The organism is Bradyrhizobium sp. USDA 3240 (assembly GCF_054063295.1).
The window spans coordinates 6,754,473-6,768,292 of record NZ_JBSSGD010000002.1 but is presented as its reverse complement, the minus strand read 5'-3'; the positions used below and the strand labels follow the sequence as shown (position 1 = coordinate 6,768,292).

The 13,820-nt window shown below is 61.5% G+C and carries 13 protein-coding genes; 8 read left to right on the top strand and 5 right to left on the bottom strand.

Annotated features, from left to right (window positions below; translation table 11 throughout):
• Positions 1-2: 2 nt before the first annotated feature.
• Genes ACVIGA_RS32765 through gspM form a run of 6 tightly spaced genes read left to right on the top strand, consistent with a single transcriptional unit; the run spans position 3 to position 4,188 of the window.
• Positions 3-452, top strand: coding sequence for a prepilin-type N-terminal cleavage/methylation domain-containing protein (locus tag ACVIGA_RS32765; protein WP_456669241.1), 450 nt, complete (start codon positions 3-5; stop codon positions 450-452).
• Positions 424-891 (top strand): prepilin-type N-terminal cleavage/methylation domain-containing protein, encoded by a 468-nt coding sequence (locus ACVIGA_RS32760; protein ID WP_456669240.1) that lies wholly within the window; start codon positions 424-426, stop codon positions 889-891. The genes ACVIGA_RS32765 and ACVIGA_RS32760 overlap by 29 nt, the downstream gene beginning before the upstream one ends.
• Positions 888-1,625: a PulJ/GspJ family protein gene (locus tag ACVIGA_RS32755; RefSeq protein ID WP_456669239.1), complete on the top strand. Its 738-nt coding sequence runs from the start codon at positions 888-890 to the stop codon at positions 1,623-1,625. Before ACVIGA_RS32760 ends, ACVIGA_RS32755 begins: the two co-directional genes overlap by 4 nt.
• Positions 1,622-2,563: a general secretion pathway protein GspK gene (locus ACVIGA_RS32750; protein ID WP_456669238.1), complete on the top strand. Its 942-nt coding sequence runs from the start codon at positions 1,622-1,624 to the stop codon at positions 2,561-2,563. Before ACVIGA_RS32755 ends, ACVIGA_RS32750 begins: the two co-directional genes overlap by 4 nt.
• A complete protein-coding gene (locus tag ACVIGA_RS32745) occupies positions 2,563-3,612 on the top strand; it encodes a PilN domain-containing protein (RefSeq protein ID WP_456669237.1) in 1,050 nt (349 codons plus the stop codon). The genes ACVIGA_RS32750 and ACVIGA_RS32745 overlap by 1 nt, the downstream gene beginning before the upstream one ends.
• A 3-nt stretch (positions 3,613-3,615) precedes the next feature.
• The gene (gspM, locus tag ACVIGA_RS32740) at positions 3,616-4,188 is read left to right on the top strand and encodes a type II secretion system protein GspM (RefSeq protein WP_456669236.1); all 573 of its coding nucleotides are present in this window, start codon (positions 3,616-3,618) and stop codon (positions 4,186-4,188) included.
• Between the two features lie 40 nt (positions 4,189-4,228).
• Here the strand turns inward: gspM and ACVIGA_RS32735 are convergent, their stop codons facing one another.
• The 5 genes from ACVIGA_RS32735 to ACVIGA_RS32715 form a co-directional block, all read right to left on the bottom strand.
• Positions 4,229-5,176, bottom strand: a complete 948-nt coding sequence (locus ACVIGA_RS32735) for a UDP-glucuronic acid decarboxylase family protein (RefSeq protein ID WP_456669235.1) — start codon at positions 5,174-5,176, stop codon at positions 4,229-4,231.
• Between the two features lies 1 nt (position 5,177).
• Positions 5,178-5,558, bottom strand: coding sequence for a hypothetical protein (locus tag ACVIGA_RS32730; protein WP_456669234.1), 381 nt, complete (start codon positions 5,556-5,558; stop codon positions 5,178-5,180).
• Between the two features lie 370 nt (positions 5,559-5,928).
• Positions 5,929-8,649 (bottom strand): carboxypeptidase-like regulatory domain-containing protein, encoded by a 2,721-nt coding sequence (locus tag ACVIGA_RS32725; RefSeq protein WP_456669233.1) that lies wholly within the window; start codon positions 8,647-8,649, stop codon positions 5,929-5,931.
• Complete coding sequence (locus ACVIGA_RS32720) at positions 8,646-10,835, bottom strand: hypothetical protein (protein WP_456669232.1); 2,190 nt, start codon at positions 10,833-10,835, stop codon at positions 8,646-8,648. Before ACVIGA_RS32720 ends, ACVIGA_RS32725 begins: the two co-directional genes overlap by 4 nt.
• 29 nt (positions 10,836-10,864) lie before the next feature.
• Positions 10,865-11,305 carry a hypothetical protein gene (locus ACVIGA_RS32715; RefSeq protein ID WP_223969828.1) on the bottom strand — a complete coding sequence of 147 codons (441 nt, stop codon included), beginning with the start codon at positions 11,303-11,305 and terminating at the stop codon, positions 10,865-10,867.
• 321 nt (positions 11,306-11,626) lie between these two features.
• On the opposite strand from ACVIGA_RS32715, the gene ACVIGA_RS32710 reads away from it, so the two are divergent.
• Together ACVIGA_RS32710 and ACVIGA_RS32705 are read left to right on the top strand one after the other, a co-directional pair.
• Positions 11,627-12,481, top strand: a complete 855-nt coding sequence (locus tag ACVIGA_RS32710) for a class I SAM-dependent methyltransferase (protein ID WP_456669231.1) — start codon at positions 11,627-11,629, stop codon at positions 12,479-12,481.
• A 27-nt stretch (positions 12,482-12,508) separates the two neighbouring features.
• A complete protein-coding gene (locus ACVIGA_RS32705) occupies positions 12,509-13,726 on the top strand; it encodes an MBOAT family O-acyltransferase (protein ID WP_456669230.1) in 1,218 nt (405 codons plus the stop codon).
• Positions 13,727-13,820 lie beyond the last annotated feature (94 nt).

The window sequence follows — 13,820 nt, the reverse complement described above, 5'->3', positions numbered from 1 at the left end:
CGATGACGCGCGCGACAGTCACCGGTTCGACGGCGGGCTCCACCCTGATCGAGATGATGGCGGTGATGCTGATCATCGCGATGTTGGCATCGCTGGTGGTGACGATGGTTCCAGGCACCGGGCGCGCCAGCCTGAAGGCGTTGACGCTGCAGACCGCCGCGCTGCTGCGACGCGAGCGGCTTGCGGCAATTCTCACCGGGCAAAGCCGCCGCGTGTCGCTCGACGGAAATGCGCGAACGATCGTTGGGCAGGCCGGCACGATCGCGATCCCTCGCGACGTCCGGGTCGATGTGATCGGCGTGAACGAGCTCTGGTCGGGACGACAGGCGGTCGTGCGGTTCGAGCCGGACGGCGCTTCGACCGGATCGGTGCTGAAATTCTCGTGGGAGAATGTGCGCTATGAGGTGGACGTCAACTGGTATAATGGCCGCGTTGCGGTCGATCTGCCCTGAACCTCGTTCGGCGAATGCGGGGTTCACCCTGATCGAGGCGCTGGTGGCGTTGGCGTTGCTGCTGGCGTTCGTGTCGGTGCTCGGTCCGCATCTGTTTTACGCGCGCCGGATCGCGGATCGGATCGACGGCCGCGTTGCGGCACAGGTCATGTTGCGCACGATCCTGGATGCGCCGGTCGACCGTTCGGTCCTCGCCAATGGAACGCGTGACGGTGAGACCGCCGGTCTGCGCTGGTCCGTTACATCGGAGCCTATGTTCATCGATGCCATGGCCGTGCGGCGGGATATGCCGACCACAGCCGCGCCGGACAAGAAGGAGGACCCCAGCACCAAACGCCCGAACTGGATCGCCTACCACCTCGTTGCAACGGTGTCGTGGGCACCCGGACAGATGGTCAGCGCGGATACGTTGTGGCTCGGATTGGGAGCCGACGAATGAGCGGAGCGCATCGAAGAGGGCTCCGTGCGGCATCCGGTTTCACGCTGATCGAGGTGCTGGCCGCGCTTGCGATCGGATCTGCGGTGATCACTGCAACCGCCGTTCTGATTAACAACGTTGCGCTGAACTTCGATCGCAGGACGGGTTTGGTCGGAAAGACGGATCAGTTGCTGCTCGCGGTCGACCACCTCGCGGCCGACATCGGGTCCGCCCGGCAGGTGAAACAGGGTGACGGCGCGGACGCGACGGCCGCTTTCAACGGCGATGCCAACCAGATGACGTTCGTCACCGGAAGCAACGCGGGTGGTGGCCGGGCTGAGGAAGTGGTCAGCCTGCAGGTCGAGGAGACTGATGGCGTCAACCATCTGGTCCGGCGCCGTGGCCGATCGCGAGGACAACGCACGCCGTTCGCGAACGTCGCGCTGCAGGACCCGGTCGGTGTGATCGAAGGCCAGGTCGACATCGCATTTACATTCGGAAGTCCTGGTCCGGACGGCACCTTGTCCTGGAGCACGACATGGATCGGGCAGCCGCTTTTGCCGCGCCTCGTGCGGCTGACCGTTCGAGACCGCGCCAGCGGAGCCGATCTCTTGCCTGGCGTGCAGTTCACGCTGCGCGCCGACGCGCCGATCGGCTGTGCCCAGCCTGGAGCCAATGCCGACTGCGTCACCGGCAAGTCCGCGTCGTCGAAGGAAACGCCGGCTAAAGACGCGCCGCCGGGAGCACGCCGATGAGCAGCCGTCGCACCCAACGCGGTATGGTCCTGCTCGCCGTGTTATGGGCGATCGCGCTGTGCGCCGCCCTCGCCATGGCAACGTCGACGACGTTTCGCAGCCTCGCCGGCATCGTTCGGATCGACCGGGAGCGTGTGCAAGCCGACGGACTGCTGACCGCGGGTCTCGAGACCGCCGCGGGTATCGTTGCGGTGCTGCGCGACGCCCCGCTCGCCGAGCGCAGCACCACGCTGACATTCTCGACCGGCTCCGTTCGGCTGACCGTCAGCGATGAGGGCGGCCGCATCGACATCGGAAAGGCGCCGGTCGAACTGCTCGCCTCACTGCTCCGCTATGTCGGTGCCGAGGATGACGATGCCGGCATCGTCGCGCAACGGATCGTGGCGCTTCGCGACATCGCGGGGCAGGCGCACCAGAACGATGCGCAGCCGCGGCCGAACAATGCGGCGAAGCCATCGGCACCGGGTACGCCTGACCAGCCGGTGGCAGCGCCCGCTCCGGCTCCGTTCACCGACATTGGACAGATCGCTGATATCCCCGGCATGCAGCCGCAATGGATGGCGGCGATGGCGCCCCTGATCACCGTCTTCGGCAGCGACGGCGTCAACCCGCTCACCGCGCCGGTCGCGGTGCTGCGGGCGTTGCCGTCGTTCGATGCGGAGCATCTTGACGCCTTTCTCGACATGCGGAGCTCGCCGTTCGTCGATACAGAGCGGCTCTCCTTCCTGCTCGGACCGGCGCAGAAATACCTGAAGGTTCAGCAGACCCATGTGGTCGCGGTGGACCTCGTCGCCGGCACGACCGGCGGATACACCGCGGCAGCCAGGGCGTTTATCGTGCTGCTCCCGGACGACAAGCAACCGTATCGGGTTCTGGCCTGGACACCGATCTCGCGGTTCGCAAGGACAGGTGTCGTCGCATCGCTGGAGGCACGCTGATGAGCATCGAAATGATCATGCGGCGCTGGATCGACATCCTCGCCCGCCTGTGGCTCGGCTGGCAGGAGCGGCGCCGCGCCAGGCACTGGTTGAAGGTAACCAGGGTCGGCAGCGACTGGGTCGTTAAAGGCGCGACGAAATCGGCGAAATCGACGTTCGCGGCGGGGTCGGCGGGCAATGGGCTACCGGATGAGATCATCCGCGCGGCACAGAAATCCTTCGTCATTCTCGAGCTTCCTGCCCCCGACATCGTTTCGCGCGCGATGACTGTTCCGGCGCAGGCGCGAGACTTGCTGGCCGGCATCGTGCGCAATCAGATCGAACGGCTGTTTCCATGGCGGGCGAGCCAGGCCGCCTACGGCTTCAACGTGGCAACCAGCGCTGATGCAAATATCCTCAATGTGCAGATCCTCGCCACCTCGCGCGCGACACTCGATGAGGCGTGCGGCCAGCTCGGCGCGTTGGGCCTGCGGGTCGACCGGGTCGTCGCGGGCAAGGGCCACGGTGATGGAACGGTCACGCTGTGGTCCCGCCTCACTGAGGCGTCCGACGGCAATCTCTCGCGGACACGCCGAATGGTCGTCGGCTTGCTGGTCGCAGCGATCTGCCTGACGCTGGTGGTCAACGTCTGGGCTTTCATGAGTGCGGCATCGGCGGACGGCGAGAGCGACGAGATCGGATCGCGCCTTGCGACGCTGCAGCGCCTAATCAAGGGCAGTTCGTCGAAAGAGGCGATCGCCTCGCTGGCGCCGGCTGAACGGGCGCGCGCCCTGAAGGAGACATCGCCGGTCGCGGTGGTCGTCGTCGAGGCGCTGTCCCGCGCCCTCCCCGACACATCCTATCTCACGGAACTGAATTTGGATGGCCCGACGCTGCGCATCGTCGGCCTCGCCGGCGACGCACCGTCACTGATTGCGCCGCTCGAACGCTCCGGACATTTCAAGGACGTGCATTTCTTTGCCCCGACAACGCGCAATGCCGACGGCGCTCGGTTCATGTTTCACATCGAGGCACGCGTCGAGCCGCATGTCAGGATCGATGGAGAGTGAATCGTGCTGAAGCCGAAGCTGAACCTCAACTTCGACATCAACCGCGAGCAAGTCTTCGCGGCCGGCGGCTTCTGCGCGCTGCTGCTGATCTGCGCCATCGCGATTGCGGGCGCGCTGCAGGCACGTTCCAGCGCCGTGCAGCACCTGGCCGAACAGCGCGACGAGCTGGCGGCGCTCGAGGCGCGTTCGCGCCCCGCCGCCAACAAGCGTGCACAGACCCAGCGCCTCGCGGCGCCGGCGACGGCCTTCTTGGATGCACCGACCACGGGCCTCGCCACCGCGCAGCTTCAGGCTTATCTGTCCGAACTGGTGCTGAGCCAGCACGCGGTCCTGGTCTCGTCCGGTATTCCTGCCGATCGCGACGACAAGAACGACGCCATCAGGCTCCAGATCTCCCTCAATGCCACGCTGGCGGCATTGCAGACCTTGCTCTACCGGCTTGAAAGCGGCGCGCCCTATGTGTTCGTCGACGCATTGCTGGTGCAGCCGGGGGGATCAACCGAGCGAACTCCCGGCGATCCGATCTTGAAGGTCACTCTGACGGTGCACGCTTTCTGGCGCCGCCGGACGGCTTGATCGGTCGCAACTGTGCAAGGGCGGGCGAACCCTGGGAATGCTACTCGGCCGCTGCTCTCAACTGGCCCCGGAAGTAATCGATTGTTCGCTCGAGGCCACGGCCGAGATCGATGGTCGGCTCCCAGCCGAGTACCGAACGCGCCAGCGAGATGTCCGGCTGCCTCTGACGTGGATCATCAGACGGCAACGGCGCGAACACCAGCTTGCTTCTTGATCCGGTCATGGCAATGACCTGCTCCGCCAGCTCGCGGATGGTGAACTCCCTGGGATTGCCGATGTTGATCGGCCCGGTGAAATCGTTGGGCGTATTCATGGTCCGGATCATCGCCTCGATCAGATCGTCGACGTAGCAGAAGCTGCGGGTCTGGCGGCCATCGCCGTAGATGGTGATGTCGTTGCCCCCGAGCGCCTGGACGATGAAGTTCGACACCACCCGACCATCGTTGGGGTGCATGCGGGGACCATAGGTATTGAAGATCCGCACAACCTTGATCCGCAGGCCGTGCTGGCGCCAATAGTCGAAGAACAGCGTCTCGGCGCAGCGCTTGCCCTCGTCATAGCAGGAGCGCAGCCCGATCGGATTGACATGTCCCCAGTAGGATTCGACCTGCGGATGGATTTCCGGATCGCCATAGACCTCCGAGGTCGAGGCCTGGAGGATCTTCGCCTTCACGCGCTTGGCAAGTCCGAGCATGTTGATGGCGCCGTGCACGCTGGTCTTGGTCGTCTGCACCGGATCGAACTGGTAATGGATCGGCGAAGCGGGGCACGCCAGATTGTAGATCTGGTCGACCTCGACATAGAGCGGGAACGTCACATCGTGGCGCATGATCTCGAACCGGGGATTACCGATCAGATGCGCAATGTTGGACCTGCTGCCGGTGAAGTAGTTGTCGACGCAGAGCACATCGTGGCCCTGCCCGACCAGCCGCTCGCACAGATGCGAGCCAAGAAATCCGGCTCCGCCGGTCACCAGCACCTTTGCCACGTCACTCTCTCTTCATGTCGGAGCTCGAAGCCGGTTGCCAGACCCACGCACGTCGAGCCGCGGGAACATAGCCCGCGACATGCGAGCAATCGCCGCTCTGCGAGCCGAACACCGTCCACCGCGTCACCTTCCAGACTTCGTTGCGGCGAAGCGATGCGCCGGCAAGGACGCAGCTATTCCAGGGAGCAACCACGAATTGGATATCGTAACAGCCCGGCTCGATATGCGAGACCGTGTGAAAGCGCGAAGGCGGCAATGCCCCGGTAAACTGATCCGGGCCCCATTGCCCTGCGCCGCACGGCGAGACGTAGAGGTGCTGCAGCGGCGTGTTCGAGGCGTTGACGATGGTGAATTCAGCTGCGTCCGCCGCGGACGAGAGCATCGCCGCCATCGCCGTCACAACGAGCCGTTGATAAGATGAGCGATGCATGTGAGGCAAACGCACTGCGTACATTCATTGCAACTGCCGCGTGGCAGGCGGTGAACGATAGCATCGCGCCATTGCAGTTTTGTGGCGTTTCCCGTTGTAATTGTCTCGTCGGCAATGCGATGCGTGAATGCCTGCGCAGTGCCGACCGTTCGCGGCGGGTCATCCGGCAGAGCTTGCGCTTGCGGTACACGCGATGAGTTGACGCGACGTCGCGCGACACGAGAGCGCTCGGTGAACTGCGACGATTCATGTGCCCTAACCCGCAAAAATATTTCGCAGGTCAACACAGCGGAGGGCTGCTCGCTCAAGCGATATTGGGCAACTACCGCTCTTGCGCCAAAAGCCCAGGTATCGCCTCGCAAGCTTGTGGATCGACGACGGTATTGGACGGAGACGGAGATGATCTGCTCGAGAATTGCAGGCTCCGCCCCAATTCAATGTCGAGCTCGGCCTCGTCCTTGCCGATTTCGATGCGGCGCCCCTGTCTTGGGAAGCACTGCCGTGCGCCCAGTTGGGCGCGGATGCTCACGATCTGCCCGCTCGGCTGGCCGGGGAAAAAATAGTACCCGTCCTGATCGGTCGCGGTCGAGGTGACGCGTCCGGACTCTGCCGCCACTCGAACTTGCACACCCGGCGCGGGCGTCCAGCCGTTCAGGGTGACACGGCCCGCGACCAACTTGGACCCGTCCGAAGCCTGACCGTTCCCGGAGGGCCGCAAGGCCCTGAAATTTTGCACATCGAGCGTCGTGCCGGCAGGCGCGTTCATCAACGATACTCTCACCTCCTTGACCCTTCCGAGCGGCAGGCCGGGCCGACGCCAGTCGGCGCCCTCGTCGATGAATTTGGACCAGGCCAACTGCGTCACATCGAGCGTATGCGACACCCACTCGTCGAGCTTCTTCAAACGCGGAACGGACCACGTGCTGGACGGCACACGCCGATCCGCCGCCTGATCTTCCAGAATGGAAACTGTGCCGCCGTCCTGCATCAGCAGTTCGATCTTGAAACGAGATCCAAGGCAGCTCTCGTCATTCTTGCTTGAACAGCGCTTGCGAACAGCAAGCTGCAGGTGGCTCGTGTTCCAGAGGTCGAGCCGCCAGGGTTTGATCACGACGCCTGCGTCGCCGGACTTTTCGGTTGCAAGACTGACGTAGGAATTGGCTGCCGATGCGTCGGTGAAATGTCCTGATATGACTTCGACGCTTGCGCGGTCATTCAAAGGTACCCGGCCGATCATCGGGGTCGGCACCTGATCGTCGACCAATGTGATCGACGTCCTGCCGGTTTCATCCGGCGGGTTGCGGGTAAATGATTGCGTCTCCTTGTCGCCGATCCTCACCGAGGCATGTTCGACATCCGGAACATACACCGTGAGGCCGTGAAGGTCGCGCGTACCGGCGCGCATATCGGGCCAGGTTGTTTGCGTGACCGGATCTGTCCATGGCGTGATCGAGATCGCGGATTTGTCGATTGCGAGATGGGAGGCGATGTTGGAATGCATCACCTGGTACCGAACCCACGTGTTCGCCGGAGGTGACCAGATGCGTCGGCCGATATCGATCGAGCCGTCGAAGTCATAGACGTAGTTCGCAAACCGTCGCATCCATTTCCGAACGGCCGGCGTCACCGGCTCCTCCGGCGAGGCCCGAAAAACCGCCGTTCCTTCTTCGGAGCCGAAATGGGTGTAGATCAGGCCCTTCACTTTCTTGCCGCGATTGATCGACTGGAGGTGAGATGCAATCAGCATTGCGAGGGCGTTGCCCTGGGACACGTTGCAGCTCGGTCCGCAATAGAGCTCCTTCCTTTCGTCCTCGGGAATATCCGCGAGCACGGTTCGCGCCGACGCATCGAACTTGTCTTCGCTGTCGGTGTCGAGCGGTGGCGGCTGTGCACGAGGCAAATTGTAGAGCTGCTCGTAGGTCGATGAGAGCGGCAGCAGCCCGTGCTGGACTTCAGGTCCGTCAGGAACAGCGAATATGTCCTTCACATCGGCAGGAAAATAGGACCAGACCGAGAGCACACCAAGCTTTCTCAAAAGGTCGGAATGGTAGGCATGGCTCTGCTTCTGGTCAGCAAGCGGAGCATGCGTATCGACGAGGGCGGGGTTGTCGAACGCAACAAATTTCGCAACCTGTCCTGGAACGCCGAAGTCCTGAATAAGCGTGTTGCCACCGTGGGACGTCAGTATGGCGGGGCGAACGTTCCACGCTTCCAGCCACGGGATTTCGGACAGAACCGTGTACCGGCTGAAGTGATCACGCTCCACTCTGGTGAGGGAAGCGGAACAGCCGGTCGCGCAGGACGGCGCGATAAATTCAATCCGGTCTAGCGACATCGGATCTACAGGGTGCGCCACGCTGTTCGATTGAAGTGGGACGATCACCTCGACGATCCAGCCGAGCGGTCCGACCTCAAACTGAATGTCTTGTCCGCGAGCGATGTCTCCCGGACCAAAAATGCTCGATCCGCCTTTGCTATCGTGTAACATGATCGAAAGGTCGGCGGGCGGAGCCGCAGAGAAATAGAATCTCACGTTACGGCTTGGCTGAGGAGGCAGGCCAACAGAAGATATGCTCAGGCTCGATCGTGCCGCGGACATGGAAAGCGCCGGCTGAATCTCCGTTCGAACAGGAAATGGAGAGTCCTCGTGCCAGCTGTGGAAATGATCGATGTTTCCGCGATGCCACTCTCGCAGAAGCAGGGCAAAAGTGGGTTCTGAGCCGATGCCCGAAGGGTATCGATTCAACTGTCCCGGGCCGACAAAGAACGCCGAGATTTCCTCGCGACCCTGCGGCCAAAGCGAGTCGGATATCGTCAAACCGAGTTCTTCATTGAAGAAGCGATGAATGGCAGCGCCGTGCCAGGGGCGAAGCGCGTCGGTGTCTGCGGCAAAGCTGACGATATGCGAGAACGGGTACGGCAACAGGCGAACCGGTGCATCCGGTTTCCCGCCATCGGCAAGGGCTGATGCCGGGCCGAGCGCATAGCATCCCAACGCTACAATCAGGCGCAGGATAATCAGATAGGCGCCCGGCTTTTTCATCTCGACGTATCGGAAAGGATTTTGGCCAATGGCGCCGTCAGCTCCTGCGCAAGCCATTGATGCCCGAGTTTCGAGTAATGTCCGTCGTGTTGAAATGTCAGCAGCCTCGGCACGTCCCCGTATTTCCCGGAGAAGTTGGGGTTCACGCAGGTGTATCCGTTCCTGGCGCAGTACTCTGTTATATTTCTGACAAAGCCCTTTGCGCCCGCGGCAACTTTGGTGCCGTCGGCCAAGGTCAGCGTGATCTCACAATTGTTCCGGCACTGTGCCTGATCGACCCCGGTATGAAATATGAAATTCTGACCAGGGTGGTGCTTCTCGATATATGAGACGATGTCGGTCCAGTACTGGAATGCCTCCTTGCCGGGTTGCGGCATAACATCGAAAGGCACTGTCAACGCCGTGCCGAATGGAATTCCTTTGACATATTCCGGCAGAGTCGGCTTGACGGTGAATACCGCAAAAACCGGCGAGGCGGTCCGGAAGGTCAATGCACCGCTTGCATCATGGAGGAAATTCGGAAGCGGGCTGTTCTCCGGATCGAATCCCAATCCGTCGCGCAGCATCGTTGGACTGACCTGCGAGACCAGCCCCGCAAGCATCGATACCAAAGTGCCCTGAACTCCGAACTTCGAAGTGTAGTCCCGAATTCTTGGATAGTTCGTCCCGATGTCGCCATTGTCGGTCGCAGCGGAGATGACCTCGACGCATCTATGCATGGCCACGCCGAGACTTTCCTCGAGAAGAATATTGACCTTCTCGAAGGGGCGGACTTGCAGGGCAACCATGTCGCTGCCACCCGTACTGGCGAGGCGGATGCAGTTATCGGGATTGTCGAAAAAGCGGTCCCGGTCGACGTAACCCTGATTGTTCACGAATGTGGTCGAATCGTACTCCTGGACCGTGCCGGCGCCTGGCCAGTATTGGCGGCTATGCGGTTCGTAGAACGCGGCGTACGGAGACGGCTTGCGGGCGCCTATGAATTTCGCACGGGCTGAATCGGGGGCATGGCCGTCCTCGTTGACGTAGATCGGACGCACGTCGATGACGAGATCGCCGCGATCGTATGACGGAACGAACCATCGACCGAGCGTCGCGGAATGCTCGAACTCTTCGCGTCTGAGGCGAAGGGATACCGGCTTCGTCGGATCCACCGCGGTGAACGCGAAGCTACCGTCCGTCGCGAGCACGCCCTTTGTCGTGGTGCCGGATTCGTCCAGCAATTCGATCGACGTGTTCGGCGCAATGGCGCCCCCGACGACCTTGCCTGCCAACGTGACGCCGTTGCTGGTTGGCGGTGGCGCCGGCCGAACCAGAGCGAGCGACTGGAAACGCACGGTCGTTCCGGCCGCACCATCGACCTTCACGAACCATTGCGAGATCGCCTTCGTCTGACCGTTTCTCAGGTTCAGGAGGAGGTTGGGAGGTAGCGGGACGGTCACCTGGCTCCCGGCAAGTTTTATGTCTCCGACCACCTGCGCGTTGTTGGCACGCGTGACGATGTCGTCGGGAACAACCGGCGGAAGCAGACCTGCCGGCTCCGGGCTCTTGGCGGGCAGATCCAGTGCCCAAGCGAGAGATTGTCCGTCATTGAGAATAAATCCGACTGTCAGCTTACCTGTCGTCGGAGGGGCCGCGAACTTGATCTGTAAATGGGTGGCATCCCTCGCCGGAGTGAAGTCGGGTGACCAGATCAGCCACGCCTGTCCATGGGTGATCTCGAAATCCGCTTCGGTGACGCTGATTGGGCCAGAGCGCCTTTCGCGAAAGTTGCCGCCGTAAATCTCGAAGAGCCCGTTCTTGCGATAGGGCCCTACGGCATCAAGCATCGCAAAAACCGGTGCGCCGCGCCCGCGATACTCACTCGCATCCGGCGCCTGGTCGACGAGCGTGCCTCCGGCGCCGGCCAGCAACGACTCCAGCGTCGCGACGCGCGCCGACAACTGGTGAAGCTCAATCTCCGCCTTCTTGTCGAAGGCCGATGGCGTTGGAGCAGGTGGAGGCGGCGGAGGAGGAGGAGGAATTTCCGGCTTGGGCGGAGTGCGTTCAGCCAACATGCGATCGACCCGCTGATTGATGTATCTGCGCGTCTTCTCGACCGTTGCCGCTATGCCGCCACAAACTGCGACGACCAGAATGATACCGGCAATCGTCCTTCTAAGCTTCGAACTCGTCATGTTGAGCAAGCGATGTCCCAGGGAGAGAGCTGTAGCCCTTATGGGCCAAAGGAGAGCTTGTCTTCGGTTAGCACGACCTCGTCGCCCTTTTTCTCGAAGGCGATGGTGCCAAACCGCTTCATGCCGTCGAACTTGGCGCGGTTGTACTCATCCATGCTTTCGACCGAGATCAAATAGACCACGACTTTCGGACTCGAGCTGAACTCGGGTTGCGCGAGGTAATCCTTGGCGTAGCGGGCGGCGGTGGCCCTGATGAGATCGGAAGCCTCCGCGCCGGATTTTTGTAAATCGACAAGGTTCGGCTTCAGGTCCAACACGAGGATGAGGCGGTCGTCTTTGGCCGCCGCCACCCGGTGTTCTTTCTCTACCACAAGTGGCGCGGCAGCCGCGAAGGCAAAGGAAATTCCTGCCAACGACAGCGTCCCCATGATGACGGCCTGACGCAGCAGGCCAAATGCGCTTCGGAAGCGGCTTTTCATGTTCCGGCCCTTGATTTTGGGGCTATCTGGCTGAGCTTTTTGGCTCCGTCAAGCTATCAATTGGCCACCGGCTTCCGCCCTGCCTCGCCGGGATACCCTACGGCCTGGCGGTCGAGAAGAATTATCCCAGTTCAAGGCCTTGCACGGACAAGCCCGGCTATGTCAGAAGGGCGATGTTTTCAACCAAAGGGTGGTCAAGTGACTGGTTCCACGGACATCGTGCGGCGGTCGAGAATCGCAGAGATCGATATTGCTGCGTATCCCTACCTTACAGCACTTGTTGAGCGACAGATTGCCGCGTGGCCGCAGCACGAGGCTACCTTGGCGACCAGTCTCGGCAACAGGTCGCTCGAGGTCATGCGCGACACCGAGGCATCGTCGCAACTCGTCACCAAGATCGCGCTGCATCACTTCGGAACCATCGACAAGATTTGCCACGACTACCGGTACTTCTGCGAGAACATGATCCTGGAAGCCGAATTGTTCTTCCGGCGCAACGGACGCTATGAGCGCTCCAAATTCAGTGAGGCCGTTCGCGACGTCTATTCGAAGCCCGACGTCATGGAAAAATACATGAACGGGCTGCTGCTGTCGGGCGTGTTCTGGCACAACCACGCCTGCGCGCTGACCTTCTATCGCAGCCAGTATCTGCCGATGCTCCCGGAAGGGTATCGTCATCTCGAGGTCGGGCCCGGTCATGGCGCGCTTCTCTACCTGACGGCAACAGATCCCCGATCCGGCTCGATCGTGGGGTGGGACGTCAGCGAAGGCGCCATCGCGGCCACGCGGCGCACGCTGGAAGTGATCGGCGTCAGTGACGAGATCGAGTTGGTCCGCCAGGACATGTTCGACGCACCCGATCAACGTGACACCTTCGACAGCATCGTCGTGAGCGAGTTGCTCGAGCATCTTGAGGACCCGCTCAAGGCTCTGCGATCCCTGATCCGCTATCTGAAGCCCGGCGGACGGATTCTCGTGAATATGCCCGCCAACAGCCCTGCTCCCGATCATCTCTATCTCATCGATAAGCCGTCGGAGATGATCGACCTCATGACGTCGGCGGGTTTCGAGATCGAGAAGAGCGAGCTGTTCCCGATGACAGGCTATCGCCTGGAGCGGTGCCTGAAGGACCGCCTGACGATCAATTGCGTGGCTGTTGGACGGCGGCCCCGCTAGGGACTCGTTGCGTCGAGAAGGGATGCCATGCTTTTCCAATCAGCGGCCGCCGTCGTTAGCGGGCCCTCCCTGAACAGCTTCGAGTTTCTGTACATATCGGCGGCCGCCATCGTCATCTGCTGCGCCGTCAATCTGCAGATGGCGCGCAGTATCGCCCTGCTGCTCCTGAGCTTCGCGTTCTTCGTCAGCTTCGGATTCGATCCGGCGTCGATCATCGTCCTGGCGGGCTTCCTTGCCGCTTCATACGGGATCGGCCTGTTTCGCAAGCAACGCGGCGCGCGCTTTACCATGGAAGCGCAACTGCTCGTCGTAGCGTTGCTCTGGATCTTCCTGTTTCTCGCGCGAGACCCCCGACTGTTGGGAGGGGCCAACCCGTTCCATTACATGCCGGTCCACATCATCGGCATTTCCTACATGGTGTTCCGTTGCGTGAGCTACCTGATGGAAGTGGAATTCATCGAACGGCCGAGCTTCCTTCGATTTTGCACCTACGTGCTGTTCTTTCCCGCATTGCTGGCCGGCCCGATCGAGCGTTATCGGAGCTTCGAGCAGCAGCTGGCATCTCCTGCCTTCGATTCCAAGGCCGTCATCCCTGCGCTTCATCGCATCGCCAACGGGATGATCAAGAAGTTCGTCATCGCCGACAATCTCTCGGCGTTCGGCATCTTTTCATTCGACAATGCCACGCAAATGTCGGGGCCGATGTTGTGGGTGGGGGCCCTGGCTCAGCTCGGCCTGATCTATCTCGATTTTAGCGGCTACTGCGACATCGTGATCGGCACGGCCTCGCTGATGGGCTTCAGGTTGATTGAAAACTTCAATCGGCCGTTCGATTCAACGACGATCCAGGAATTCTGGAATCGGTGGCATATCTCGCTCAGCACGCTGGTGAGGGACTACGTCTTCACGCCGCTCAACTTCATTGTCATCAAGAAGGCGCCCCGCAGTATTCAGTTTGCCCTGATATCGGCCGTGTACTTCCTCTCGATGATCCTGATCGCGCTTTGGCATGGGGTGACGTGGGGCTTTCTGGCCTTCGGCACCGTGCACGGCGGAGCGCTGGTTGCGAGCCAGCTCGTCCGCAAATATGTCGGCGTCAAGAAGGGGCCGGTCGCCACCGGGCCTTCGATCTATCTTCGCCGCTTTCTCGTCTACGCATTCGTCTCGACAACGCTGATCCTTTGGCTCAAATCCTACTCGGAGTGGGGCGCGATCTACGGCAAGATGCTGGGGCTGTATCCATGACATTGGGACGCGACGACATTCTCAAGATCGTGTGGCTGGCCGCGAAGATCGCCATCATCGTGCTGCTGTCGAACACCGGCCAAGCCCTGTTCGT

Excerpts from the sequence above, each read along its gene's own strand:
- ACVIGA_RS32765 (WP_456669241.1), top strand. The coding sequence starts at position 3 with ATGACGCGCGCGACAGTCACCGGTTCGACGGCGGGCTCCACCCTGATC.
- ACVIGA_RS32760 (WP_456669240.1), top strand. The coding sequence starts at position 424 with ATGGCCGCGTTGCGGTCGATCTGCCCTGAACCTCGTTCGGCGAATGCG.
- ACVIGA_RS32755 (WP_456669239.1), top strand. The coding sequence starts at position 888 with ATGAGCGGAGCGCATCGAAGAGGGCTCCGTGCGGCATCCGGTTTCACG.
- ACVIGA_RS32750 (WP_456669238.1), top strand. The coding sequence starts at position 1,622 with ATGAGCAGCCGTCGCACCCAACGCGGTATGGTCCTGCTCGCCGTGTTA.
- ACVIGA_RS32745 (WP_456669237.1), top strand. The coding sequence starts at position 2,563 with ATGAGCATCGAAATGATCATGCGGCGCTGGATCGACATCCTCGCCCGC.
- ACVIGA_RS32730 (WP_456669234.1), bottom strand. The coding sequence starts at position 5,558 with ATGCTCTCGTCCGCGGCGGACGCAGCTGAATTCACCATCGTCAACGCC.
- ACVIGA_RS32725 (WP_456669233.1), bottom strand. The coding sequence starts at position 8,649 with ATGAAAAAGCCGGGCGCCTATCTGATTATCCTGCGCCTGATTGTAGCG.
- ACVIGA_RS32715 (WP_223969828.1), bottom strand. The coding sequence starts at position 11,305 with ATGAAAAGCCGCTTCCGAAGCGCATTTGGCCTGCTGCGTCAGGCCGTC.
- ACVIGA_RS32705 (WP_456669230.1), top strand. The coding sequence starts at position 12,509 with ATGCTTTTCCAATCAGCGGCCGCCGTCGTTAGCGGGCCCTCCCTGAAC.